Source organism: Chitinophaga sp. XS-30 (genome assembly GCF_008086345.1).
Lineage (GTDB): Bacteria > Bacteroidota > Bacteroidia > Chitinophagales > Chitinophagaceae > Chitinophaga.
In genome coordinates this window covers 2,802,102-2,828,002 of the sequence record NZ_CP043006.1, presented here as the reverse complement: position 1 = coordinate 2,828,002, position 25,901 = coordinate 2,802,102, and the positions used below count along the sequence as shown (strand labels likewise).

Sequence of the window (25,901 nt, the reverse complement as noted above, 5' to 3'; positions counted from 1 at the left end):
CATGCAGGAGCCATCTCTGCCGCCGTTAAAAAAGATCGCCCGTAACTTGATTACTTAAACGTTTAAGCATATTTTTACAGGCATGAAGAAAAAGGTCTCGCTGAAGGATATTGCACAGGAAGCGGGGGTATCAACCGCCCTGGTTTCCTATGTGCTGACCAATAAGGAAGAAAAAGCGAGGGTGGGCCGGGAAATGGCCCTGAAGATCAGAAAAATTGCCCACAGGCTCAACTATCAGCCCAATCACATTGCACGCAGCCTGAAAAGCGGCCGCTCGGATACCATCGGGCTGATCGTGGCGGATATTTCCAATCCCTTTTTTGCCAATCTCGCGCGGACTATAGAAGACGAAGCCAAACAGCACAACTACACGGTGATCTTCGGCAGCTCGGATGAGAATGCGGACAAGTCCGCCGATCTCATCAATGTGCTGCTCAACCGCCAGGTGGACGGCCTGATCCTGATCCCCGCGGAAGGCTCGGAGCAGCAGATCAGGCAACTGAAAAAACAGCATGTGCCTTTTGTGCTGGCAGACCGGTATTTTCCGGGCATAAGCGCCAGCCACATCTGCGTCAACAATTACGAATCGGCTTACAATGCCGTTTCCCATCTCGTAAAAAGCGGCCGCAAGCGAACAGGAATGATCGCGTATGCCACCACATTACATCATATCGCCGAACGGAAGCGCGGCTACTCGGAAGCGCTGCGCGATCACGGGCTGCCTTCCCGGCAATTGCTGAAGACCGCCCGCTATGCTCACCTGAAAGAAGACACGAAACAAGCGGTAGATCAGCTGCTCGGGGGCAGCAAACCCGCGGATGCCGTGTTCTTTGCCACGAACAGCCTCGCCATCGAAGGCCTGAAATATATCAATGAACTGGGCATTCGTGTTCCGGAAGACCTGGCGGTGCTGAGTTTTGATGAAAGCGAAGCATTCGATCTTTTCTATTCCCCCGTCACCTACATCCGGCAACCAATACTGGAAATGGGAAAAATGGCGGTTCGCCTGCTGCTGGATCAAATAACGGGCAGGCAAAAAACACATGAAGCGGTTTGCATGGAAACAACATTGGTCATCAGAAGATCCAGCAGCTGATGTTCCGTTCACGCCAATGCTTAATCGATAAAGCAATGTAACACACAAATTATAACACCGTATGAAAAAACTGTTTCTCCTCTCGATGGCAGTCTGCACAGGCCTGGCTGCACTCGCCCAGCAAGGCTTTAACGGGCTGGAAATGAATATGGGCAATCTTCACCGCCTTTCCGACGCCAAAACCCGCTCCATCAGTCCGGAAAACCCGACCGGCGAACCAGGCAAAGGCGGCATGGCCACACTGGAACAGGGCAATGCCCGGAATGCGGCCCGCGAGCTTGGGCAGGGCTGGAAAGTGAATCCTTATATTCACATAGAACCCGGGCAGACCTACACGCTTGCCGAAATTACCGGCCCGGGCGCTATCCAGCATATCTGGATGACCCCAACCGGTAACTGGCGCTATTCCATCCTGCGTTTTTACTGGGACGACGAGACCACCCCTTCGGTGGAAGTGCCGGTTGGCGACTTCTTCGGCATGGGTTGGGGGGAATATGCACAGATGAATTCCCTCGCCGTTACCGTAAACCCCCGGCAGCGCTTTCAACTGTTACTGGACGATGCCCTTCCGCAAAAAATGCCGGATCACCATGGAGAACATCAACACCGAAAGAATGACCCTGTACTACCAGGTAGATTACACGCTCACGCAGGTACCTGATGATGCGGGTTATTTCCATGCGCAGTTCCGCCGCAACAAACCCGGTGAAAGACGCGGAATTCACGATGGTGGATGGCATCAAAGGCAAAGGACAGTACGTAGGCACCTATATGGCCTGGGGCGTCAACAACAACGGCTGGTGGGGCGAAGGCGAGATCAAATTCTTTATGGATGGCGATAACAAATATCCCACGATCTGCGGCACCGGCACGGAAGACTATTTCTGCGGCTCCTATAATTTCGACAACAAGGGCCGCTACCAGGAATTTTCCACGCCATACGCCGGGCTGCACCAGGTGATCCGCCCGGACGGCCTGTATAAATCACAGCAGCGTTTCGGCCTCTACCGCTGGCATGTCATGGACCCCGTGCGCTTTGACAAAGAGCTTAAAATAACTATTCAGGACCTGGGCTGGCGCAGCGGCGGGCGTTATCTTCCCCAGCAATCGGATATCAGCTGCGTGGTATTCTGGTACCAGCGGGAACCGCATGCGCCCTTCCCGAAACTGCAGGCAAAGGATGAGCTGGAAGTGAACTAACGATGCAAGCATACCGTGCCCGGGGACCGGCAGCTACTTCCGCCACTGGAAATAAAAGCAGCTGCCTTCGCCGGGCACGGATTCCACCCATATCTTCCCGCCCTGCGATTCCACCAGCAGTTTCAGGATATTCAATCCCACACCGGTGCCGGTGCCATTGGCCTGGTTGTCCACTTTCTCGAATAACCGGAATATCCGTTCATTGTCCGCGGCTTCGATACCGGGACCGTTGTCCTTTACATAGAATTCATAAAACTCGTCTTTTTCGGTGCCGCCGATGCTGATCTCCACCTGGTCTTTGTCGTTATACTTGATGGCATTGCTCACGAGGTTCTGGAAAGCCTGCTGGAGCTTTTGACGGTTGGTGTATAATACCGGCAGGTCCTGCTGTATATTGATCTTCACCCGCTCCGGCAGGAAGAGGAATTTCACAAGCTGTGTCAGCAAAGTGTACACATCCACATCCTCCTCCGCCTGGTCGTACTGATGCTGACGGCTGTAATCCAGGATACCGCCGATCATATCGGAGAGTTTTGTAGTGGCGCTGACAGCCAGGTCTACATAATCCATCAGATCCGGGTAAGCCTTCAGCCGGTCTTCTTCTTTTAATAGCAACAGCAGTCCTACCACGCCGGACAGGGGTGATTTCAGGTCATGGGCCACGGTATGCAGGAAGCGTTCGAGCTGGGCATTCACCTGTTCTTTGTCTTTCAACGCTTTCTTCAGGCCCTGCTGATAATCGTGCAGCCTTTCAAAAACGTCCACTTTTGCGCGGGTGAGATTGATGTCCAGGGGTTTGGACAGATAATCCACAGCTCCTTTGCCGAAGCCTTGCAGCATGTGCTGCTCGTCTTTGTTGATGGCCGTCACGAAGATGATGGAAATGTCCCTGGTCTTTGGATTGGCTTTCAGCAGATGTGCAACTTCGAAACCATCCATTTCCGGCATTTGCACATCGAGGATGATCAGGCCGATATCCTCGTTGCGCAGGACCAGCTTCAAAGCTTCGTTGCCGGACCCGGCCTTGATAAATATCCTGTTGTCTGCCGCCAGCATTTCTTCCAGGGAGATGAGGTTCTCCTGGCGGTCATCTACCAGCAATACGGTAAAGGGTTTTGTCCCTTTCTTCAATACGTTCATTTCAAATATTGTTTAATATCAGGTCTTTCATTTGCGGGACGGTCATGATCTTTACGCCGCTGCACCGGTCTATAGCGGATTGCGGCATGATCCGGAATTCCGTTGCCTGCGGATGCAGCACGACGCCGGTTCCGCCCGCCGCAATAATCCGGCACAGCCCTTCCGCGCCGTCGTCATTGGAACCGCTCAGCAATATACCCAGCGCTTTCTCCCCATACACTTCGGCGATGCTGTTGAATGTTATCGTAATAGACGGGCGGCTGAAGCTGACCGGTTCGGAATAATCCAGCATGAAACTTTTATCTGCTTCCAGTATAAGATGATAATTCTGCGGCGCCAGGTAAATACAGTTCTCCTTCAATAGCTCTTTGTCTTCCGGCTCGGACAATCTGCGGCCCGGCAGCAGCAGTTTGCTCATATCGCTTTTTACATTCCTGAGGCGGTGCAGTACGATCACCACGGGAACGGGCAAACGGGCAGGCAATGCTTCCAGCAATTGCATGACGACCGGAACACTGCCGGCAGATCCGCCTATGGTAATGATATCGTATGGTCTGCTCATGTCAGATACAACGTCGATAGATTTTATGCTGGGCATGTACGATCTCGAACTGCTGACGGATATCCGAAAAGCGCATGGATTCCCTGATGCCCAGTGCCAGATACCCTCTTACGGCCAGGCTGTCATGAAACAGGCGTAATACCCTTTCCTGCAACTCCCGGTTGAAATATATGAAAACATTCCGGCAGCAGATCAGGTGAAATTCATTGAATACGCCATCTGTTACCAGGTTGTGCTGAAAGAAGGTGATCTGCCGCAGGTCTTTACGGAAAAGCGCATGATCATACCTGGCCGTATAGTAGTCGGAAAAATCAGCTTTTCCGCCGGAGCGCATATAATTCTGCGTGTATTCCTTCATGTTCTCCATCGGCACAATACCGCTTTCCGCTTTCCGGATGTTGGCGGGGTTCAGATCTGTGGCATAAATACGGCTGCGCTGCAACAGGCCCGCCTCGTGCAGCAATATGGCCATCGAATACACCTCTTCACCCGTAGCGCAACCTGCATGCCATATCTTGATGATCGGATAAGCCGCCAGCTTGGGTAATATATCCGTACGCAGGGTGCTGTAGAACTCGGGGTCCCGGAACATCTCCGTTACATTCACGGTAATATATTCCACCATCCGGTCGAAGAACGCCTGTTCGTTGATCAGCCGGTGTTTCAGCTCAAATACATTGCCGATCTGCATGCTGCCCATGAACCGCTGCAGGCGCCGTTTCAGGGAAGGCTGCGCATAACCGGTGAAATCATGGCCGTACTGCAGCCGCAGCAGCTGTACAATATCCGTGAAATCCGCATTTGTAAACCCTTCCGTCATAGCTACTGTTATTTCAGCCATACCCGCATCAATGACAGCAGTTTTGCGCTGTCTACAGGCTTTGAAATATAATCGGAGGCGCCGGCCTCGATACATTTTTCCCGGTCGCCCGTCATGGCTTTCGCCGTAACGGCGATCACGGGCAGGGTGGAGTACCGGGAGTCCTGCCTGATCCTTCGCATGGCTTCATAGCCATCCATTACAGGCATCATAATGTCCATCAGCACAATATGCGTATCCGGGTTTGCCGCCAGCTGGGAAAGCCCCTCCCTGCCATCAGCGGCGGTAACAACTTCCATGCCGTGGCCGGAGAACAGGGCGCTGAGCGAAAACACATTCCGCATGTCGTCATCCACTACCAGCACTTTTTTACCCGCAAGATTATCTTCTTCCATGACCGCGGCCTTACTGGGCAAAGGAGTGGTTTTGATCTTTTTCAACTTGTAAAGGAAAAGCTCCAGTTCATCCATCAGCCGGTCTGTAGAGAAAGTGGAATTACGCACAAGTGCGGCAGCGTTCTTTGTCAGCAGCAGTTCATCCGCCTCTGAAATGTCGTGATCCAGGTAGATGATCACCGGCGTATGCCTGTCTTTCGTCAATTCCTTCAGCCGTTCCAGGTCACGGATACCTTTCCCGATATCTTTCCCCACATCCAGTATAATACCGTCGTAACCGGTTTCAGCAAGTGTATTGACAGCTTCGTCCACATCCTTTACATAGGCTACCTCCATACCGCGTTCATTGCTTAATGCCTGCAGGGATGGATGTTCGGAGAGCAGCCCGTCTGATATGACCAGCACTTTTTTGAACAATGCTTTCAGCTGTTTGCTGATGCCGGTGAATACGGATTCCAGATCGGTCATTTGCAGGGGCTTTTGCGTAAAGCCCTGAATATTGCCCTGCACCTGCAGGGATATCTCTCCGGCCGAGATCACATGCACCAGTATGTTTTTCAGTTCATCATTGCTCTTCAGTATTTTCAGTACGCTGCTGCCGTCTATAAGCGGCAGGTTCATATCCAGGATGATGGCCAGCGGCCGGTATTTCCGGGCCAGGAACACACCATCGTTCCCGTTATGCGCCACCAGTACCTTATACCCGTTTTGCCGGGCGAAATCCCGGAGGATAGTGGCGAAGTTCACATCATCTTCAATGATCAGCACGGGTTTCTGCTGGCCTTTCAGCGTATCGCGGTCATCCTCCACTTCTTCTCCTGTATTGACGTGATGCGGCAATTCCCGGAATGCCGGAGCAGATGCTTCCCGTTCTGCCGGAGGCGCTTGCGCAGGTGCGGTGAGGGGCATGATAATGGTGAAGGTGCTGCCCTCTCCCATTTTGCTTTCCAGGTGTATCCTGCCACCGAGACGGGCGATCAGTTCCTTGCTGATGGAAAGCCCAAGCCCGGTGCCGCCATATTTCCGGCTGGTGGAACCGTCTGCCTGCCGGAAAGCATCAAATATCAGCAGCTGCTTTTCTACGGGAATGCCGGTGCCGGTGTCGGACACGGCTATATGCAGCTCATCGGCTTCCACCGTCCAGCGCACCTGCACGGCACCTTCTGCCGGAGTGAATTTAAAGGCGTTCGACAACAGGTTGCGGATCACCTGTTCCAGCCGTTGTTTATCGGTTTCAATATGATCAGGCACACCGGGAGCAATATGCGTTCCAAAGCGGATATGCTTTTCCTGCGCCACCACCGCAAACAGCTGCTCAATTTCTTTTACCAGGGATGCCACCGGCACCGGTTCAATATGCATATCGATCCTGCCTGCTTCTATCTTAGAAAGATCAAGGATATCATTGATCAGGCCGAGCAGATCGGAACCTGACCGGTGAATGATCCCCGCGTATTGCACCTGCTTCTCCGTGAGGTTCCGTTCCTTGTCCTCTTCCAGCAGGCGCGCCAGTATGAGTATGCTGTTCAACGGTGTACGAAGCTCGTGGGACATATTGGCGAGGAATTCGGATTTGTACCTGCTGCTCTGCTCCAGTTCTTCCGCTTTCAGCGCCAGCTCCTGCCGGGCCTGCTCCAGTGTATTGTTCTGCACATTCATCTCTTCGTTGATCTGGCGCAACTCCTCTTCCTGCACCCGCAACTCTTCTTCCGACGCCTGTAATACTTCAGACTGGCGGGTCAGCTCTTCATTGGATTCCTGCAGCTTTTCCTGTTGCGCTTCCAGTTCATCTTTTTGTTGTTGTACCATCTGCAGCAGGCTCAGTACCTTTTCTCTCGATACCGCCGCATTGAATGCGGTGGCAATCGCTGCGGAGACGGCTTTCAATAAACCGGTATGCTTCGCCTCTACTTCTCCGAAGGCTGCCAGCTCTATCACGCCGGCCAGCCGTTTGTCATGCCACAGCGGCAAGCAGATCACCGTACCGGGTAAACTGCTTCCGCCGGAGCTTTCGATACGCCAATAGTCGGGCGGCACTTCAGACAGTATGGTTATTTCCTTTCGTCTGGCCGCCTCTCCCGTTATCCCTTCACCCAAAGCGCAGGAACGTTTAACGCTATCCGGCAATGCCACGCCGGCCTGCAGCTGCAGCAGCCGGCTTTCTTCATCAAAACAGTAGACCGCGCCTGCCGGGAACTGCAGGTAATCCGTCAGCGCTTTGAGACAGGAGGATGCCAGATCAGACAATGCCACGTCCCCGCGAAGCGTTTCGTTGATAACGGACATGCCGCTCAACATCCAGTTCTTTTCATTCGTGCTTTCATGCAGCACCACTTCCTCCTTCAGCTTTCGCTTCAATTCCAGCTGTACCGCCACCCGGTGGCTGAACTGCCGGAAGAGAACGACCATGAGGATGACGGCCACGAGCATGATGAATGCGGAGTTGATCATCTGCACGGCTATGGCAACGGTCACTGCCCTGTCGCTCTTCCTGTTCCTTGCTACCAGCAATTCCCTTTCCGCATCCACAAAACGGCTAATGCCGTCATGCACCTTGTCCAGCAACGCTCTTTCCTCCAGCGTTACGGTGGGCAGATTATTGAATACATAATTACTGTCATACCGTGGTGTGCCAAACTGTTCCCAGTAATTCAGCAGATTGACGAGGTCGTTTTCTATGGCATTCAGTTGCTTCATCTGTGCGCCATTGTCCATGATATGCAGCCTCAGCTCCCGCAATTGCTGCAAAGGCTGCTCGCGTATAGCAAAATAGGGGGCCAGTTCGTCAAAATTGCGGGTACTGCGGTAGGTCAGCCCCGCCGATTCCATCTCGTGGACAAGGCGGTTGACCTGCAGCGCCGTGGTGATAGCCTCATAGGTATGCTCAACCCACCGGGCATCCTGGCGTTGTTTATCAAAAGTGTAGTAAGAAAAAAAACATCCGAGTATCACTAGCGCCAATGCCAGGCCGAATCCGATATAAAGGCGAATCCTCAATGCGTTTTTCATATGGTGTCATTCAGTCGAAACAAATATAGCACTTATGTGTTCACTGCATCTGCATTTTGATGACCAACAACCGCAGTTTATATCCCAAAATAACAAATAAACTTTTTTATTAACATGTTCACTGCACCATGCATAGAAATATGGATATCAGAATATTCCACGTTTTTGTGAGTGCCGTATTCAAACATATGCGTAAATTCATGCCGGATTCATTTTTCATCAAACAGCGCTAGCCATGAACAAAATTTTATTGGTCGAGGATGACGAAGTCATGCCCAAAATCATCGAGCGGATACTGCACAAGGAGGAATACCAGATAGATCATGTTGTTAACGGAAAAGAGGCCTTTCAGAAGCTGGAAGAGACGCAATATGGCTATGATCTTATCATTACAGACCTCATGATGCCCTATGCGAACGGGTTCGAGATACTCAGCAAGGTAAAAAGCCGGAAAGAAGGTAAACCAATTGCCGTTTTAATTGTTTCTAATGCAAGTAACGAAGATATGATCCTGGAAGGATTCAAGCTCGGAGCGGATGATTTTCTGAAAAAACCTGTGCTTCCCGGCGAACTGCTGATCCGGGTAAAAAGGTTGCTGATGCAGTACAAGTAAGGCCGGAGCGCCAATACCCTTCCATGTACCGATACCAAATCTATATCACCTGACCACATCCTTTCATTGAAATGACTTTTGTACAGGAGTTTTTCCAGACCATATTCCGTGATTTCCGTTATTCTCCGCTGATCATTCAAATCGCACTGGTTTTCATCGTTATCGCCATCACCTGCACATTGGCAGCCTACCTGTCTATTTTATCCGGGCGCTATCGTTCTTACCGGCGGGAGAAAAAACTGAAAGCCCTTCATCCCGTGATCGACAACCTGCTGGTCACGCATATTCTGCTGAACGACCAGCTGGCTACTGATGCCCGCGTGGAAGATATCCAGCTGGATATGGCGGCCTTCCAGTTGCCGATATTTGAAAAGAAGTGGGCGAGACAGGCCTTTACGGACCGGCTGATCCACTACCGCAACAATGTTCAGGGCGCTATGGGCGACCAGCTGCGCAATCTGTACATGGAAATGGAGCTGGACAGGGATTCGCTGCGCAAAATGAAGTCCCGCAAATGGGACCGGAAGGTGCAGGCACTCTCCGAACTCGTGAACATGAACATGTCCGTTGCGGACGTTACACTGCTGCCGCTGACCAACAGCCGTAACCGTGAGCTGAGGGCTGCTGCCAGGCATGCCTATATCAAACTCAGCAAGAACGAGCCGTTCAAGTTCTTTGATGTGGCCACAGAGCCGTTATTGCTGTGGGACCAGGTGGAGTTGTTCAAGATCATTTCCACCACCCGGCGGATCGCCATCCCCAATTTTGCGCAATGGATCACCTACTCTTCCAATAAAAGCATTGTGTCTTTCTGCCTGAAACTGGTCGTTCACTACAACCAGATCAGCGCTCTTCCCGCAGTGATCAAGCTACTGGACACCAAAGACCATTACCTGCGTGCGGAAGCGATCAACTGCCTGGGAAAGCTGAGGGTTGCTGATGTGGAAGAAAAGCTGGTGTACATGTACAACAGTCAGCCCCAGCATTGCCAGATAGAGATACTCAAAGCGCTGGGCCGCATCAGCAGCGGAAAGCACCTGAACTTTCTCCGGCAGGAATTCCTGCATTCTACCGACTTTGAATTGCGCAAACATGCGGCCAAGTCCATTATCAACAACCAGTGGGCAGCCAAAGACCTGATCACGGAATTATTGCATACAGCAACTGACGAGAATCAGCTGATCCTGAAACATTGCATGAACCCTTTAATAAAATTCTAGGCAATGAACGAGATCCTGGAAACAATAGGAAGGATTTATGAAAGCAGCGTATTTGTGTACGGTACGATATTGCTGGTCACCTACGCCATGCTGGCCATCTTTTCCATTATTGCCATCAGGGCATACGCCAAAAGAGAACGCCTGCACCAGGAAGACATCCTGATGAGCTCTCCACTGGCGCCCGGCGTTACCGTACTGGCGCCGGCATTCAACGAAGGGCTGACCATTATCTACAATATACGTTCCCTGCTGACGCTGAACTATCCCCGCTACGAGATCATCATTGTCAACGACGGCAGCACGGATGACAGCCTGGAACAAATGATCCGGGAGTTTGAGCTGACAGAAGTGGATTTTGCCTATAATGCTAAAATACAGACAAGACCGGTCAGGAAGATATTCAAATCCGTCAACCCGGCTTACGCCCGGCTGATGGTGATCGACAAAGTGAACGGGAAAAGCAAGGCCGATGCCGTTAATGCCGGGATCAACGCCGCCGCGTATGATCATTTCGTTTGCACCGATGTGGATTGCATCCTGGACAAGAACACGATACTGGAACTGATCAAACCGGTGATGCAGGAAGGAAAGAAAAGGGTCATTGCCGTTGGGGCCACATTGCGTATCGCCAATTCATCGGAGTTCGATGAAGGGGTGATGACGCGCATGCGGCCGCCGAAACAACTGCTGCCCCGTTTCCAGGAAGTAGAGTATATCCGTGCCTTCGTACTGGGGAAGATGGGCTGGAGCCTCATCAACTGCGTCCCCAACGTATCCGGCGGCCTTGGCCTGTTCGACAAGGAAATAGCGATCCGCTGCGGAGGATACGATCATTCTTCTTTCGGGGAAGATATGGAGCTGATGACGCGGATGTGCCGCTTCGCGCATGATAACAAGATCAACTATTCCATCCGCTATATTCCAAAAACGCTCTGCTGGACGGAAGCGCCCGAATCCCTCAAAATCTTCAACCGCCAGCGCACCCGCTGGGCAAGAGGCCTCGCACAGCTGATGTATGCCCACTTCAGCATGTTCCTCAATCCCAGATACGGCCGGATGGGCATGATCATCATCCCCTACAATTTCTTTTTTGAACTGCTGGCGCCCATTGTGGAGCTTACCGGCATCATCTATTATATCATCATGCTCTGCCTGGGCCTCATCAACGGACCCACGGCCATATTGCTGCTGGTTTTCGTGTACACCTATTCGGTCATGATCACCACTATCGCCATACTGTGGGACCAGCTCACCTTCGGATACTATAAAACATGGCGGGAAGTGGCCTATCTCTGCCTTACCCCTTTCATGGAGTTCTTCCTGTATCATCCGCTGATCGTCATCTACGCGCTGCGGGGATACTATAACTTCCTGACGGGAAAGAAAGGGACCTGGGGGAATATGCAGCGGAGAGGGTTCCAGCAGGCAGCCCCGGCAAAAAAAACGGTAGTGAACTGAGCGTTTGTATAAATAAAAAAAACATTATCATAATAGTGGAACTGTTCAAGAATTTTTACGAGGGATTTATTTTCGTGTACGGATGCACCATGCTGTTCATGTACGCCATGCTCGCCATGCTTTCGCTGCGCGGCATCATGCGTTACCAGCGCAAGAACAGCTATGTGGATTACACCAAAATGCTGCATTCCCCGCTGGCGCCGGGCATTTCCATCATTGCACCGGCCTTTAACGAAGGCGTGACCATTATCTCGAATGTACGGTCGCTCCTCACCCTGAACTATCCCAAGTTTGAAGTGATCATCATCAACGATGGCAGTACGGACGATACCCTGGAAAAACTCATCAATGAATTTTCGCTGCAGGAAGTGGACTTTGCCTACAATGAACGTATCAAATCACAACCTGTCAAACGGATATTCAAGTCCGTCAATACAGCGTATGACAAGCTGGTGGTGATCGACAAGGTAAACGGCAAAAGCAAGGCAGACGCTTCCAATGCCGGCATTAACGCCGCCACTTATGATTACTTCCTTTGTACAGATGTGGATTCCATCATTGAAAAAGATACCTTGCTCCGCATGATCAAACCTTTCATGGACGAAGAGCATAACAAGATCAGGGAAGTAGGCGAACCCTGCCCTGAATGTGGTTATGTACATGTAGTGGAAGACAATGTGCGGGTGATCGCCAGCGGTGCTACCCTGCGGCTGGCCAATTCCTGCGACATCGATGAGGGAGTGATCACCCGGGTAAGACCACCCCGGCAACTCCTGCCCCGCTTCCAGGAAATGGAGTATATCCGGGCTTACGTACTCGGCAAAATGGGCTGGAGCATCATCAATGCCGTACCCAATGTATCCGGCGGCCTCGGGCTGTTCGACAAGGAAATTGCCATCAAGGCCGGAGGGTATGACAGCAAATCCTTCGCGGAGGATATGGACATCGTTACCCGCATGTGCTCGTATATGCTGGACAACAAGCTGAAATATGCCATCCGTTATATTCCCACTTCCCAGTGCTGGACGGAAGGGCCGCCCAACATGAAAGTATTCAGCCGCCAGCGTACCCGCTGGGGAAGGGGCCTTGCAGAGATCATCACCATGCACCGCAAACTGATCTTCAACCCCCGCTACAAAAAACTGGGGCTGATCGTTTTGCCCTATAGCCTGTTCTTCGAGTTCCTGGCCCCGATCATCGAATTCACCGGCATTCTCTATTACATCTACCTGATCATCACCGCCCAGATCAACTGGCACTATGCATTCATATTACTGGTATTCGTGTACCTCTACGCCATCATGATCACTACCCTCGCGCTGTGGTGGGACCAGATGACGTACCGTTATTACAAAACATGGCGGGAAGTGATCGGCCTGGGGCTGATGGCTTTCATTGAACCTTTTATATATCATCCGCTGATCGTGTTCTTTGCCCTGAGAGGATATTATTTCTTCATTATAGGGAAGAAGCATTCCTGGGGGAATATGCAGCGCCAGGGATTCGGTCAGAAAAAAACAGTTACGGCATAAAAAAATATCCGGCACCGGGGTGGCTCATCCCGGTACCATGACCAAAATATCTGCAATGTTGCGTGTATTCAAATATTTGTTATTGGCAGCTGTGCTTTGCTCTTCCGGAGCGAAGGCACAGCTCTTCGGGAAAAAGAAAAAGGACGCTGAAGCGATCTACGCGGAGGCCGTTGCCGCCACAAAGGCGCAGCAATATGCCAAAGCCATCCAGCTCTCCAAAGAAGCGCTGGCCATACAGCCGGACTTTACGGACCAGCAGTTGCTGCTCGGCCGGCTGTACATGCTGACGCAGCAAACCGACCTGGCCAGGATACACATTAAAGCGGTGATCACCAAAGCACCCAAATACCGGGATGCTTACCTCTATGCTATCAACATTGAAATGGCGGAAAGGAAATACGATGAAGCGGAATGTTTTGTGGATGACGCACTGTACAACTTTCCAGGCGACAGGGAACTGATGCTGAAAAAACTGGGCGTACTGGATGCCGCCGAAAAATTCTATCGCGGCAGCAGCTTTGCAACGGAACTGACAGACAGGTTCCGGGAAGATACGACGGTGCAAAAGGCCGTCACCGGGCACTACCTGCTTGCCGGCCAACACTTTCTGCAGCGCGGCAACTACAACCTTGCCCGGTCCAGCTACGAAAGCGCATTGAGTGTAACACCGGACAATGCGGAAGCAAAGGACGCCATAACGGGCATGTATATCCGTAGCGGCAACTATCCGCGGGCGCTGGAGCAGATCAATACCCTGCTGACCGGCAATCCCGGTTCATATGACCTGATGATGCGCAGGCTGGGCATTCTGCAGGAAATGCACCAGTACACGGAAGCGCTGGATCAATTGCAGCAGATCCTGAAACGCTATCCCGGCGATGCCCGGGCCCGTTCACTGGAAACACCGCTGCGCATGGAAGCCGCAGCATATTACAGTGGTCAGGACCCCTTCCTGCTGTATGAAAGCATACTCGAAAAAGAACCCGGCAACCGCGAAGCACTGAACAAGATCATCGGGCTGAGCATGGCCCGCGGCGCCTACCGGGAAGCCCTGGCATGGATCAACCGGGGGTTGCGCCTGCATCCGGATGACGAGCGTCTGCTCGGCCTGAAAATGGATGTGCTGGAAAGCGACCGCAAATTCACCGAAGCTGCGCTCGTTGCGGAAAGATTACGCCGGCTCAATCCGGGTTCCGCAGATCTCAGGAACCGCTTCACCTCGCTCAAAGTAGCCAGTGGGAGGTATTACCTGGCACAGCAGCAGTACGACCTCGCCCTGGCGGAATTTGAACACGCCCTGCAAACTGACCCGGCCGATTCCACAGCGCTGGACATGACCATCAACACGTACATGCTCCAGCGGGATTCCGCAAAAGCGCTCGCCACATTGAACAAAGCGCTTTCCGTTTACCCCGGCAATGCCCGCTTCCTGCTGAAGAAATCAAGCCTGCTGGCAGACCTCGGCAGATATGACGAAGCCGGAGAGATTGCGGCGGACCTGCTCAGCCGGTATCCCGCGGACGAAAGATATGCATCCGGCCTGGCGGAACTGCGCCTGACAGCAGGGAGAATACTGATGCAGGCGGAAGAATATGATCTCGCCCGCCCCTGGTTCAGACAGGTGCTGGCCGTTCAGCCGGACAATCCCGATGCGCTCAACTATCTCATCAACCTGGAAAGCGCCGTGCAACAACCGGATACCGCATTGCTGTATGCAGATCAGGCGCTGCAATACTACCCGGACGATAAGGAGCTGCTGCTGAAAAAATCCGGCCTCCTGTCCACCCTCCAGCGCCACGACGAAGCAGCCGCGATCGCCAGTGAACTGATGCAGCGTTACCCCTTCACGGCCAGATACCGGAACGCCTGGACGGAAGCCCTGCTGGCTGCCGGAGCCGCGCACCAGCGGAATAATGAACCGGACAGCGCACTCGCTGCTTTCCGGCAGGTACTCGCCATCAACCACAGGGATTCCCTCGCACTGCTGCAATCCATCAACATTCTCAGCGTTAAGCAGGCCTACGACAGTGCGCTGATATATGCGGACCTCGGAGCAAGGCTTTATCCGGCAAACCCCGCCTTCCTGCAGCGGCGCGCAGCCATCCTGGAAAGCCGGAAAGATTATGCCGCCGCCACACTCGCCGCAGATTCACTGGTAAAGCTCAGTCCTTCTGCCGCGAACACGGAGTATGCGGACTTCCTCCGCAGCAAGACCCTGAAAAACCAGTTTGGCCTGTACTACCTGCATACCAGCTACGACTACAGCGATAATCCATATAATATCGCCACTATAGAATACCGCCGTTTCTTCAAACGCGGCTCCTATGCCGCGAAGCTCAACTATGCGGGAAGACGGCAGGGCACAGGGCTGATGGGAGAAGCCGAACTGTATTACACCCACAGCAAAAGCCTGTATTCCTACGCCCTCGCCAGCTATTCCAACGAGATCGTATTCCCTCGCATCCGCCTCGCCTATTCGATCTTTAAAACTTTTCCGCACGATATCGAAGGGGAGCTGGGCGTTCGCTACCTGGACGCCGACAGCAGCCAGGCGATCTCCGGCGTGACCTCCATCGCGAAAACGTTCCGGGATTTCTATGTGAACCTCCGCGCGTATTTTATCAGCGACGACCCGGATTTCTATACATCCTTCAATTTTACATTGCGCCATTATATGAACCGGCAGCAGGATTACATTGCATTCACCGCGGGACTCGGCACTTCCCCGGATGACAGAAGCCGGCTGATACAATTCCCGAAACTGGCAGGATTGCTTACCCGCAGCGTAGGCGCCGGTTATCAGAAAACATTGAAATACCGGACCACCCTGGGAATATTCGGCACCTGGATCAATCAGAAGGTCAGTGATACGGAATTCCAGAACCAGTACGATATATTCCTTTCCGTTCAACGCAAATTCTAATTTTTCATTTCATGCCCAGAATGATGACGGTAATATCCTTGTTCATAACGCTCCTCTCTGTTTCCGCCTGTTCTCCGAAAGCGGCTGAAATTGCGCTGGTGAGCGGCGGCAAATCATCATACGTGATCGTATTGCCGGCGGATGCCACGAAGAACGAAACACGCGCGGCAACAGTCCTGCAACAGTACATCAAACAGATATCAAAGGCCACCCTGCCGGTCATTAAAGAGAATGCTTACGAAAAGCAACCAGCTATTTTCATCGGCAATACCGGCAACATTGCGCAGTTCAATACCGGTAAAATAAAGAATGAGGGCTTCCTGATCGCTTCCGATGCGCAGGACCTCTACATCAGCGGCGGTAGTGGAAAGGGCGTGGTGTACGGGGTGTACACTTTCCTGGAAACGTACCTGGGATGCCGCAAATATGCGAACGTTCCGGCTACCGTTCCCGTCAGCAGCAACATCCGTATTCCGGCTCAATTGAAGGATATGCAGGCTCCGGCCTTCATCTACCGGGAAACCTATTACCCTTCTGCTTTTGATAATGAGTACCTGGAATGGCACAAGCTGCATCGCTTTGAAGATCTCTGGGGCCTATGGGGGCATTCCTTCTTCAAACTGGTGCCGCCGAAAACCTATTTTTCCACACACCCGGAATATTATGCGCTGGTCAACGGCAGGCGGCAGGCTTCGCAATTATGCCTGAGCAATGAAGCCGTATTCAATATTGCCACAGCCTACTTCCGGGAGGCCATGGCAGAAAATCCGGATGCGCTGTACTGGTCTGTTGGCGCGGAGGACGGAGGCGGTTTCTGCACCTGTGACCTTTGCAGCAAAACAGATGCGGAAGAAGGCGGGCCGCAGGGATCGCTGATCCGTTTTGTGAACCGCATTGCCGAAAAATTCCCCGAGCAGCAGTTCACCACCCTGGCCTATCTCTACACCAGCCGGCCGCCGCTTAAAACGAAACCCGCCCCCAACGTGTACATCATGCTCAGCAGCATTGATGCGGAACGGCAGGAAGCGCTTGAAACCATACCATCGGCGGCAGGCTTCCGGAAAAACCTGGAAGGCTGGAGCGCTGTTACCAACAACATCTTTCTCTGGGATTACACCACACAATTCACCAATTATCTCGCACCATTCCCGGACTACGGGTTGCAGCAGCCTAATCTCCGCTTCCTGGCGGGAAAGGTGAAAGGCATATTCCTGCAGGGCAGCGGAGATACCTACGGTGATATGGCGGAATACAAAAGTTACCTGCAGGCCAAACTGCTCTGGGACCCGGCCATTCCAACGGGAGAACTGGAAACGGATTTCTTTCGCGGATACTACGGCAAGGCGGGGCCATTCATTCAGCAATACACAAAGGCATTGGCGGCTACCATGCAACGCACCAAAAGCCGGCTGGACATCTACGGCAATCCGGTTGCGCATCATACGGACTATCTCTCCCCTGCCGCTATAGACCAGTATGCCGTGTTGCTGGACAAAGCGGAACAGGCTGTGCAGAACAACCGGGTGTACAATGCCCGGCTGCCGCTTGAATATACTGTATTGCAGCAATCCCTCTTCTTTGGAACAGAAAAGAACGGCTACCTTGTACCGGCTGCTAACGGGAATGAATACACGGTAAATCCCGAATGGCCGGAACGCGTCAGGAAATTCGTGGCGCAATGTAAACAGGCCGGTGTACGGGAGCTGTCGGAAGGCGGCGGGAGCCCTGATGATTATCTGAAAGAATGGGAAACGCTCTTTGCCAGAAAATGGGTTGCCAGCCTGGCCTTCCGCGCCCGGGTGACCCTGCTGCACCCCTATGCGCCGGAATATCCCGCCAAAAAAGAGCAGACCCTTACAGACGGGCTGGAAGGCACGAAAGATTTCAGCACCAACTGGCTGTTCATGTACGGAAAAGATCTTGTAGCGACGATCGACCTGGGGGTAAGCAAACCGGTCGGCAAAGTGATGATGAATTTCCTGCATGATCCGCGGCACTATATCTTCAACCCGGCAAAGATCGTCATTGAAACATCTGCTGACGGGATAACCTTTACCACGGTCGCGCAACAGCAACCCACACAGTCCGCTGAAGAAGATTACGCGGTACGGATCGATCCTTTCCGTTTCAGTTTTCCGCTGACGCAGGCGCGTTACATCCGGGTAACCGGCGCCTGCCTCCCCGCTGTTCCCGCCTGGCGGGGCGCTCCGGCCAACAAACAGCCCTCCCTGTGCTGCGATGAAGTGTATGTGCAGTAAAATGAACGGAACCGGACGGCTGGTGTAACAAAACCGGACATTTTATCAAATCGCGCCTGTATAAAAAACTGAAAATCAGCAGCGTTATCAGTTGGCATACTTTTCACGGGAAGAGTCTGCACAACACTGACCGCTATGTTCAAAAGCTATTTCAGGATCGCCTGGCGAAATCTTGTAAAGAACAAAGGATATTCCTTTATCAACATCGCCGGATTGGCCACGGGTATGGCAGTGGCCATGCTGATCGGGCTTTGGGTATGGGATGAACTATCCTTCGACAAATACAACAGGAATTACAGCCGCATCGCCCAGGTGATGCAACACCAGGATTTCAACGGGAAAACCGGTACATGGCAAACTATGCCCTACCCCATGGGAGAAACGCTTCGCAACAACTACGGCAGCGATTTCAAACATGTGGTCATGTCGTCCTGGGATTTTTACAAAATATTGTCGCATGGTGACAAGCAACTGAAGAAGATCGGCAAATACATGGAGCCTGACGGCCCCGCGTTGTTGGACCTCAACATGTTGAAGGGGACGCATTCCGCACTGAAAGACCCTTCCTCCATCCTGCTGTCCGAATCCGCTGCAGCTGCTTATTTTGGCGATGAAGACCCGATGGGCAAAAGCATGCAGGTCAATCAGCAGGAAAACTACATTGTGAGGGGCGTTTACAAAAATCTTCCCCATAATTCCGCATTTGGCAACGTTGAATTCCTCGTTCCCTGGGAAACCTACATCAACAGTCTCGGCTGGGTAAAAAACATGGAAAACCCCTGGGGAAGCAATGCCTTCCTTGTTTATGTGCAACTGGCAGATCATGCAGATATGGATAAAGTATCCGCAAAGATCAGCAAGGTAAAACACGATAATGTTCGTGAAGATGAGCGGAGATACAGCGCCGAGATATTCCTTCATCCCATGAACAAATGGCACCTGCAAGAATCGTTCAGCAACGGGATCAATACCGGTGGTCGCATCCGGTTCGTGTGGCTGTTCGCTGTTATCGGGATATTTGTATTGTTGCTGGCCTGCATCAATTTCATGAACCTGAGCACCGCCCGTTCCGAGAAGCGCGCCAGGGAAGTGGGCATCCGCAAGGCTATTGGTTCTCTCCGCACGCAGCTGGTGGGCCAGTTTTTCAGTGAATCTTTGCTGGTGGTCGTATTCGGATTGCTATGCTCGCTGTTGCTGGTGCAACTGGCGCTCCCGTTCTTTAACAGCGTGGCCGATAAAAAGATGTCCATTCTCTGGATGAATCCTGTATTCTGGCTCATCAGCATTGGTATAAGCCTGCTGACAGGATTGATCGCCGGAAGTTATCCCGCTTTTTATCTCTCTTCTTTTCAGCCGGTAAAAGTATTGAAAGGCACATTCCAGGCGGGCCGCTATGCATCGCTGCCGAGGAAAATACTGGTGGTGATGCAGTTTTCGGTATCTGTCACCCTCATTACCGGCACCATCATTGTTTTCCGCCAGATACAATTTGCCAGGGAGCGCCCTTCAGGTTACAACCGCGATGGGCTGATATACCTGGAAATGAACACGCCGGATATTCCTTCCCGGCTAAACATCGTCAGCGAAGAGCTGAAAAGCACAGGCGCCATTGCCGGAATGGCGGGGTCCAGTGCGCCGCCGACATCTGTCTGGAGCACATACGGGGACATTTCATGGCCAGGTAAAGATCCCGGGATGGCAGTGGATATCCCCACCACCGGGGTAACGCATACCTATGGCAAAACCATGGGCTGGCAATTCCGGGAAGGCAGGGATTTTTCCACAGTGTTTGCCTCGGATTCTTCCGCGCTCATCATCAACGAAGCCGCCGTAGCATTCATGGGGCTGGAAAAGCCTATAGGCACAACGATCCGCTGGGGCGACAAGCCATTTACCGTCATTGGCGTGATACAGAACATGATCGTGGAATCGCCCTATCAGCCGGTACGGCCATCGATATATCACATCGGCTACAATCCGGACATCATCAATATCCGGATCAATCCCTCATCGGGCACGGCAGCGGCCATCGGGAAAATTGAAAGCGTATTTAAAAAGTACAGCCCGGACCAACCATTTGAATACCAGTTTGTGGATACAGGATATGCCGAAAAATTCGCCAATGAAGAACGCATCGGCAAACTGGCGAGTTTCTTTGCCATCCTGGCCATTTTCATCAGCTGCCTCGGCCTTTTCGGAATGGCTTCCTTTATGGCGGAACGCCGCACCAAAGAGATCGGCATCCGGAAAGTGATGGGCGCATCAGTATTCAATCTCTGGAAAATGTTGTCGAAAGACTTTGTTACGCTGGTTTTCATTTCCTTGTTGATCGCGCTGCCGGTGGCCTGCTATTTCATGCAAAACTGGCTGCAGAACTATGCTTACCGCTCCGGTATCCCCTGGTGGATACCGGCGGCTACAGGCCTGGGCATGCTGCTGATCACATTACTGACAGTAAGTTTTCAGAGCGTCAGGGCTGCGTTGATGAACCCCGTAAAAAGCCTTAAAGCGGAGAATTGAATGCTTCGGTTCCCTTAACACATATATAAGCAAAACGCGCCCGTCTCCAAAAGGACCAGTATCCCTTCAGGGCAACCTGTTTTCCGTCATTCAGGCTACGGCTCCGTAGTCATAGCCACTGGGACCGGCGACACAGCCCTCCCTGATATGGGAAAGCCCTGCAGCAATCATCTGCAGGGCTTTCCCTTGGTTTCTGAAATAATGGTTACGCTCAGTAGCCCGGATTCTGGTCCGCTACCGGATCAATGGCTTTGTTATAGTTAAGCTCTATCGTGGGGATAGGCCAGAGCAGATGTTTATCTTCCATGACAACACCTTTTGACGCCTGTACGGCCTCTTTCGCAATGCCCAGACGCTTCAGATCGTGCCAGCGTTTGGCTTCCGCACAGTTCTCATACCCTCTCTCCTTCACGACCAGGTCTATAAAAGCCTGTTTGCCGGCATAATCCGCCAGGTTGAAATCCACCGTAGGGTCCGCCACGGTGGGGTTCTTGCCGTATGCCCTTCTGTGTACCATGTTCAGCTTTTCCATCGCATCCAGCGTAGGAACAGTACCTGCCTGCGCCACGCTTTCCGCATAGAACAGCAGCACATCCGCGTAGCGGTACATGGGAAAGTCATTGCCGCCCGCCGTAGTGGTCACGCGGTCGCTGAACTTTTTGTTCAGGATAGTGTTGGGCCCGAGGCCGAAGGTCTGCCCATACCAGTTGAAGGCATAACGCAGGTCGTTCTTGTCCCAGTTCTTGATGAACAGGTTCTCTTCCGTATCGCTGTAGAAGGTATAATACCCGCCGGGAGGATAATATCCTGCCCCGGGGTAGTGCGTGTATTGCGGGTAGGAGAAGCCCTGGCCGGAGGGGGTCCGGGAATACTTCAGGTAAAATATCTCTTCCGTGGAAGTAACGATCTCCGGGCCGAACAACTTGTCAAAATCATCCGCAACAGCAACATTCACGAGCGAGAATTTATTGGAATTGATCACCTCCAATGCCTTGTCGCGTGCTTTGTCGTACTGATGCAGGTTCATATACACATCCGCCAGCACCGTTTTGGCAGACCAGAGGGAAGGCGTGCCGATAAGTCTCGGCGCATCCGGCAGGTTTGCTTCCGCATACAGCAGGTCCTCCACAATGACGTTGTACACGTCCGCTTCGGAGCTTCTCGGTACATCAATAGCGTCCATATTATCTATATCGCGGATGGGTACGCCACCCCAGTTACGCACCAGGTGAAAATACCACAGGGCACGCAGGAACCTGGCTTCGCCTACGTATCTGCTGATCTGCGCTTCGGTAAGTGCTGTAGCTTCCGGGGCGCGCCTGATGATGATATTGGCGTTACGGATCGCTTCGTAAAAGGTCGACCACATTCCGGCTATCCTGGTGATATTCGTATTGTCAAGCCCTTTGTAGTCGTTCAGCGGAGCATGGCTTCCCCGGCCATAGAGGTACTCGGCATAGATCTCCAGCTGGCATTCGTACAACGCACCGAAATTCCCGGAGCCGCGCACCGGAGTATAAATGGCATTCAGCCCGGTTTCCACTTCCGCAGGCGTATTGTAAAACAGTTCCTCCGCAATGGACTGCGGTTCTTCCTCCAGCATCTTTGTACAGGAGGAGAAAAGGAACAATGCAGATATAATTGAAAGGATATATTTCATCTGTTAATATTTTAATTTTTACGGATCAGATGGAGCCGTTGCCGGCTTCATACAATAAGATCAATCATAAAGAGAAGAATCAAAAGCCGCATCTGATCCCCACGGTCACGGATTTGTAAGTAGGATAGGTGGTGTAGTCAATCCCCTGCCTGATGGAATTGGAACCGCCGTACGCATTTACTTCCGGATCGTACCAGGAATATTTGGTGAGGGTGATCAGGTTCTGGCCGCTCACATATAACTGGGCGCTTTTGAACCATTTCATATTCATATTGTCTGTTGGCAGGTTATACGCCAACTGTATATTCTTGAACCGCAGGTAGGAACCGTCTTCTACAAAGCGGGTGGACATGTTCCCGGAAAGCGTCCGGGTGATGCGGGGATATTTTGCATTGGTATTCTCCGGCGTCCAGTGGTTGTGATATAGATCCTCCGGCTGGTTGAGGCCCATCCCGAGGTCCAGTGTAGACGCCTTGTTCAGGTTGAAGATATCATTCCCGTACGATCCCTGGATGAATACGGTCAGCTCGAATCCCTTCCAGGAAGTGATGGAGTTGAGGCCGTAGATGAAATCCGGGTTGGGATCGCCGATATAGGTCTTGTCCGCCGCGCTGATGGAGCCGTCCTTGTTAATATCCTCATACATCAGGTTACCGTTATCCGTATATCCGGTTTCCACATAACCATAGAAAATGCCGAGCGGCTGGCCTTCACGCAGCAGGTTCACATAATCGTTCAGGGAACCGGTGTACACGGCAGCGCCGAAAATATCCTGTCCATTATACAGTTTCAGTACTTTGTTGCGATTGAAAGCGATATTACCCCCGAGCATCCAGGTCACATCGCCCTGCATCACGTTGGCGTCCACGCCCAGTTCAAAACCGCTGTTCCTGATCTCTCCCACGTTCTGCAGGGTGGTGCGGTATCCCATGGAAGCGGGCAGCTGCACGCTGTTCAGGAGGTTCCGGGTACGTTTGTCGTAATAATCCATCGTTACCCTGAGCCTGTTGTTCAGGAAACCCGCGTCAATACCCAGGTCCGCCTGGTAAGTGGTTTCCCATTTCAGGTCGCCGGGCAGTGTGGTGCTTGGTGCGTAAGTGGTGTACAGGGCATCACCGAAAATAGTGCCGCCGGGGCTGAGCTGGTTCAGCGTAGCATAGGGTGATACGGCATTGCTGCCCGTAGCGCCGTAGCTGGCACGGATCTTCAGGTCGGACAATGTTTTCGAGCCTTTCAGGAAAGGTTCGTTGGACACTCTCCAGGCGATTGCCGCGGAAGGGAAATTGCTCCATTTATTATTGGTGGAATAACGGGAGGTGCCGTCACGGCGGAAGCTCACCGTCAGCAGGTATTTATCATCATACGTATAGTTCAAACGGCCGAGGTAGGACACGATGATGTCCTTTACATAACCGGAAGAGGGAATGCCTTTGATATCCGCACTGCCAAGGCTGCCGGTATTCGTGATATCGCTGAGAAATCCGCTGCCAGAACCACCCAGCCTGGTGGTCATGCCCTGCTGGTAGGTAAACCCTGCCGTTGCGTTGAACGTATGTTTATTGATCGTCTTGTTATAAGTGGCCACATTCTCGTTAAGCAGGCTGGTGTACTGCATGGTGCCTACGGAAGCGGAACCCACCGAATTGGTGGACGGCTCGATGTTGGCATAATAGTCCGTGCGGTCATTCACATTGTCGATACCGCCGGAAATGCGGATAGACAGATCTTTGAACGGCTTGATGGTAAGCGCTGCGGTGGAGAACACCCGGTCGGACTTGATCTTGTCCGATATCTCGTATATGGGTATCAGCGGATTGATGATCGCATTGGAAATAAAGGGATAGGCAGTCGTCAGCCGGCGGTAAGAACCGTCCGGCATATAGGGCGAGAGTGATGCCGGCGCCATCAGCATGGCGGAGATCAGGTCGCTGCCGCGGTTGCCGAGGCCGGAGTTCTGGCGCTGGCTGTTCAACCGGGTGAGGATGGCGTTATAGGACACGCTGAATACCTTGCTGATATCATGCTCTATGCTGCCTCTCAGGTTGTAACGTTTGTAGTCGCTGTTACGGATGATACCCTCCTGCAGAAAAGCGGAACCGCCGACAGAGAACTTTGTTTTCTCGGAGCCGCCGTTCACGGTAACATTGGTCACGAACATCGGCGCATTCCGCATCACCAGGTCCTGCCAGTCCGTTCCCTTGTTCATGCCCAGGCTATCGATCTCCTGCTGGGTAAAATAAGGCGCCAGCCCGTCATTGGCAGCCTGTTCGTTATAAAGCTCCGCATATTGGCGGGCATTCATCAGTTTCATTTTCCTGGAAACGGTCTGCACGGTATAACCGGATTCAAAATCCACAACGGTACGGTCCTGCTTCCTGCCGCTTTTTGTGGTGATGATCACCACGCCGTTCGCGCCTCTGGAACCATAGATGGCAATGGAGGACGCATCTTTCAGGATGTCGATGGATTCGATGTCTGAATTCTGCAGGAAAGTGGGATTACCGTTGTATGGAAAACCATCGATCACATATAATGGCTCATTTCCGCCAAGGATGGAGTTCGTACCGCGGATACGCACGCTGATGCTGCCGCCCGGCGCACCGTTATTCTGCATAACACGTACACCTGCGGCCCTGCCGTTCAGCGCCTGCATCACGTTGGTGGTGGGGAAAGCGGTGATTTCCTTTGATTTCACCTGGGAGATGGCGCCGGTGAGATCGCTTTTCTTTGCGGTACCGTAGCCGATCACCACAATTTCCTCCCGGCTGCTGGCCTGCGGCTCCATCACGATATTCAGCACTTCCTGCTCATCCTTTACCGTGATCTCCTGCGATTTCTGGCCGATATAGGAAATCACGAGCACAGTGCCTGCCGGCACATCCAGCTTGAAGAAACCGTTGACATCCGTTACCGTACCGGTAGTGGTACCTTTGACCGCCACAGAAGCACCGGGCAAGGCTGTACCATCCTGGTCCATTACTTTCCCCCTGACCTCTACCGGCGGCGAAGCAGGCTGGTCAATGATCCAGGGAGCAACAGCGGAACGTTCTTTCTTCCGGATCACAATATTTTTTCCAACGATGGTATAGGAAAAAGGCTGATCGGATAATGCGGCCTCCAGCGCATGCTCCAGGGAGGAGCGTTTGAGCGTAACGGTCACTTTCTTTGCCTGGTCCAGCAACTGCTGGTCAAAGAAGAACACATACCCCGTTTGTTTCTCGATGTACCGGAACACTTTTTCAAGCGATGCATTCCTTTCTGACAGGGTAACGCGCTGGGAATAGCCTTTTGCACTTACCTGTAGACATGCTGATAACAAGATGATGGCAGAAAGTTTCATAACAAGCAGCATTTTTGCAATCAGTCGCCGTTTTGGATATAACCGCGTACAAATAGAACTAAAAATCATAAATTTGGTTTGTTAGGGTAATAAAATCCCGCCTGGCATGTGTAATACCAGGTTGTGGAGTGTAGTCGTGGAACGATTTACATGGC

At 52.3% G+C, this 25,901-nt stretch carries 15 protein-coding genes and 1 pseudogene; 10 read left to right on the top strand and 6 right to left on the bottom strand.

Translation table 11 applies throughout. The annotated features are described in order from the left end of the window. Positions 1-82 precede the first annotated feature (82 nt). From FW415_RS11640 to FW415_RS25360, 3 genes and pseudogenes are all read left to right on the top strand, one after another. Positions 83-1,096, top strand: a complete 1,014-nt coding sequence (locus tag FW415_RS11640) for a LacI family DNA-binding transcriptional regulator (protein WP_148385018.1) — start codon at positions 83-85, stop codon at positions 1,094-1,096. A 61-nt stretch (positions 1,097-1,157) separates the two neighbouring features. Then, a complete protein-coding gene (locus FW415_RS25370; protein ID WP_246859009.1) occupies positions 1,158-1,757 on the top strand; it encodes a DUF2961 domain-containing protein in 600 nt (199 codons plus the stop codon). Beyond that, positions 1,657-2,296: pseudogene (locus FW415_RS25360) on the top strand (glycoside hydrolase family 172 protein). The gene FW415_RS25370 and the pseudogene FW415_RS25360 overlap by 101 nt, the downstream one beginning before the upstream one ends. 33 nt (positions 2,297-2,329) lie before the next feature. Here FW415_RS25360 and FW415_RS11630 read toward each other — a convergent pair. From FW415_RS11630 to FW415_RS11615, 4 genes are read right to left on the bottom strand one after another with little or no spacing between them, the layout of a single operon-like run. Then, the gene (locus tag FW415_RS11630) at positions 2,330-3,436 is read right to left on the bottom strand and encodes an ATP-binding protein (RefSeq protein WP_148385016.1); all 1,107 of its coding nucleotides are present in this window, start codon (positions 3,434-3,436) and stop codon (positions 2,330-2,332) included. 1 nt (position 3,437) lies between these two features. Further along, positions 3,438-3,998, bottom strand: a complete 561-nt coding sequence (locus FW415_RS11625) for a chemotaxis protein CheB (RefSeq protein WP_148385014.1) — start codon at positions 3,996-3,998, stop codon at positions 3,438-3,440. A gap of 1 nt (position 3,999) precedes the next feature. Further along, the gene (locus tag FW415_RS11620) at positions 4,000-4,839 is read right to left on the bottom strand and encodes a protein-glutamate O-methyltransferase CheR (protein WP_246859007.1); all 840 of its coding nucleotides are present in this window, start codon (positions 4,837-4,839) and stop codon (positions 4,000-4,002) included. Beyond that, positions 4,827-8,222: a response regulator gene (locus tag FW415_RS11615; RefSeq protein WP_148385012.1), complete on the bottom strand. Its 3,396-nt coding sequence runs from the start codon at positions 8,220-8,222 to the stop codon at positions 4,827-4,829. Before FW415_RS11615 ends, FW415_RS11620 begins: the two co-directional genes overlap by 13 nt. Before the next feature lie 235 nt (positions 8,223-8,457). On the opposite strand from FW415_RS11615, the gene FW415_RS11610 reads away from it, so the two are divergent. The 7 genes from FW415_RS11610 to FW415_RS11580 all read left to right on the top strand — a co-directional run bounded on the left by FW415_RS11610 (position 8,458) and on the right by FW415_RS11580 (position 20,746). Further along, positions 8,458-8,835 (top strand): PleD family two-component system response regulator, encoded by a 378-nt coding sequence (locus tag FW415_RS11610; protein ID WP_148385009.1) that lies wholly within the window; start codon positions 8,458-8,460, stop codon positions 8,833-8,835. 71 nt (positions 8,836-8,906) lie between these two features. Continuing rightward, a complete protein-coding gene (locus FW415_RS11605) occupies positions 8,907-10,055 on the top strand; it encodes a HEAT repeat domain-containing protein (protein WP_148385007.1) in 1,149 nt (382 codons plus the stop codon). Between the two features lie 3 nt (positions 10,056-10,058). After that, on the top strand, positions 10,059-11,513 hold the full coding sequence (locus FW415_RS11600; protein ID WP_148385005.1) for a glycosyltransferase: 1,455 nt from the start codon (positions 10,059-10,061) through the stop codon (positions 11,511-11,513). Between the two features lie 35 nt (positions 11,514-11,548). After that, positions 11,549-13,045 carry a glycosyltransferase gene (locus FW415_RS11595; protein ID WP_148385002.1) on the top strand — a complete coding sequence of 499 codons (1,497 nt, stop codon included), beginning with the start codon at positions 11,549-11,551 and terminating at the stop codon, positions 13,043-13,045. A gap of 55 nt (positions 13,046-13,100) precedes the next feature. After that, on the top strand, positions 13,101-15,968 hold the full coding sequence (locus FW415_RS11590) for a tetratricopeptide repeat protein (RefSeq protein WP_168208779.1): 2,868 nt from the start codon (positions 13,101-13,103) through the stop codon (positions 15,966-15,968). 11 nt (positions 15,969-15,979) lie between these two features. After that, a complete protein-coding gene (locus FW415_RS11585) occupies positions 15,980-18,226 on the top strand; it encodes a DUF4838 domain-containing protein (protein ID WP_148384997.1) in 2,247 nt (748 codons plus the stop codon). A gap of 135 nt (positions 18,227-18,361) precedes the next feature. After that, positions 18,362-20,746 (top strand): ABC transporter permease, encoded by a 2,385-nt coding sequence (locus FW415_RS11580; protein WP_148384995.1) that lies wholly within the window; start codon positions 18,362-18,364, stop codon positions 20,744-20,746. 211 nt (positions 20,747-20,957) lie between these two features. Here FW415_RS11580 and FW415_RS11575 read toward each other — a convergent pair whose 3' ends face one another. Continuing rightward, positions 20,958-22,406 (bottom strand): RagB/SusD family nutrient uptake outer membrane protein, encoded by a 1,449-nt coding sequence (locus tag FW415_RS11575; protein WP_148384992.1) that lies wholly within the window; start codon positions 22,404-22,406, stop codon positions 20,958-20,960. Positions 22,407-22,485: 79 nt separating this feature from the next. Then, positions 22,486-25,746, bottom strand: coding sequence for a TonB-dependent receptor (locus FW415_RS11570; RefSeq protein WP_148384990.1), 3,261 nt, complete (start codon positions 25,744-25,746; stop codon positions 22,486-22,488). Positions 25,747-25,901: the final 155 nt, after the last annotated feature.

What these genes read in the sequence shown, in the direction of transcription:
- FW415_RS11630 (WP_148385016.1), bottom strand. Translation starts at nt 3,436, where the DNA reads ATGAACGTATTGAAGAAAGGGACAAAACCCTTTACCGTATTGCTGGTA.
- FW415_RS11600 (WP_148385005.1), top strand. Translation starts at nt 10,059, where the DNA reads ATGAACGAGATCCTGGAAACAATAGGAAGGATTTATGAAAGCAGCGTA.
- FW415_RS11620 (WP_246859007.1), bottom strand. Translation starts at nt 4,839, where the DNA reads ATGGCTGAAATAACAGTAGCTATGACGGAAGGGTTTACAAATGCGGAT.
- FW415_RS11610 (WP_148385009.1), top strand. Translation starts at nt 8,458, where the DNA reads ATGAACAAAATTTTATTGGTCGAGGATGACGAAGTCATGCCCAAAATC.
- FW415_RS25370 (WP_246859009.1), top strand. Translation starts at nt 1,158, where the DNA reads ATGAAAAAACTGTTTCTCCTCTCGATGGCAGTCTGCACAGGCCTGGCT.
- FW415_RS11590 (WP_168208779.1), top strand. Translation starts at nt 13,101, where the DNA reads ATGTTGCGTGTATTCAAATATTTGTTATTGGCAGCTGTGCTTTGCTCT.
- FW415_RS11585 (WP_148384997.1), top strand. Translation starts at nt 15,980, where the DNA reads ATGCCCAGAATGATGACGGTAATATCCTTGTTCATAACGCTCCTCTCT.
- FW415_RS11625 (WP_148385014.1), bottom strand. Translation starts at nt 3,998, where the DNA reads ATGAGCAGACCATACGATATCATTACCATAGGCGGATCTGCCGGCAGT.
- FW415_RS11640 (WP_148385018.1), top strand. Translation starts at nt 83, where the DNA reads ATGAAGAAAAAGGTCTCGCTGAAGGATATTGCACAGGAAGCGGGGGTA.
- FW415_RS11580 (WP_148384995.1), top strand. Translation starts at nt 18,362, where the DNA reads ATGTTCAAAAGCTATTTCAGGATCGCCTGGCGAAATCTTGTAAAGAAC.
- FW415_RS11615 (WP_148385012.1), bottom strand. Translation starts at nt 8,222, where the DNA reads ATGAAAAACGCATTGAGGATTCGCCTTTATATCGGATTCGGCCTGGCA.
- FW415_RS11575 (WP_148384992.1), bottom strand. Translation starts at nt 22,406, where the DNA reads ATGAAATATATCCTTTCAATTATATCTGCATTGTTCCTTTTCTCCTCC.
- FW415_RS11605 (WP_148385007.1), top strand. Translation starts at nt 8,907, where the DNA reads ATGACTTTTGTACAGGAGTTTTTCCAGACCATATTCCGTGATTTCCGT.
- FW415_RS11570 (WP_148384990.1), bottom strand. Translation starts at nt 25,746, where the DNA reads ATGAAACTTTCTGCCATCATCTTGTTATCAGCATGTCTACAGGTAAGT.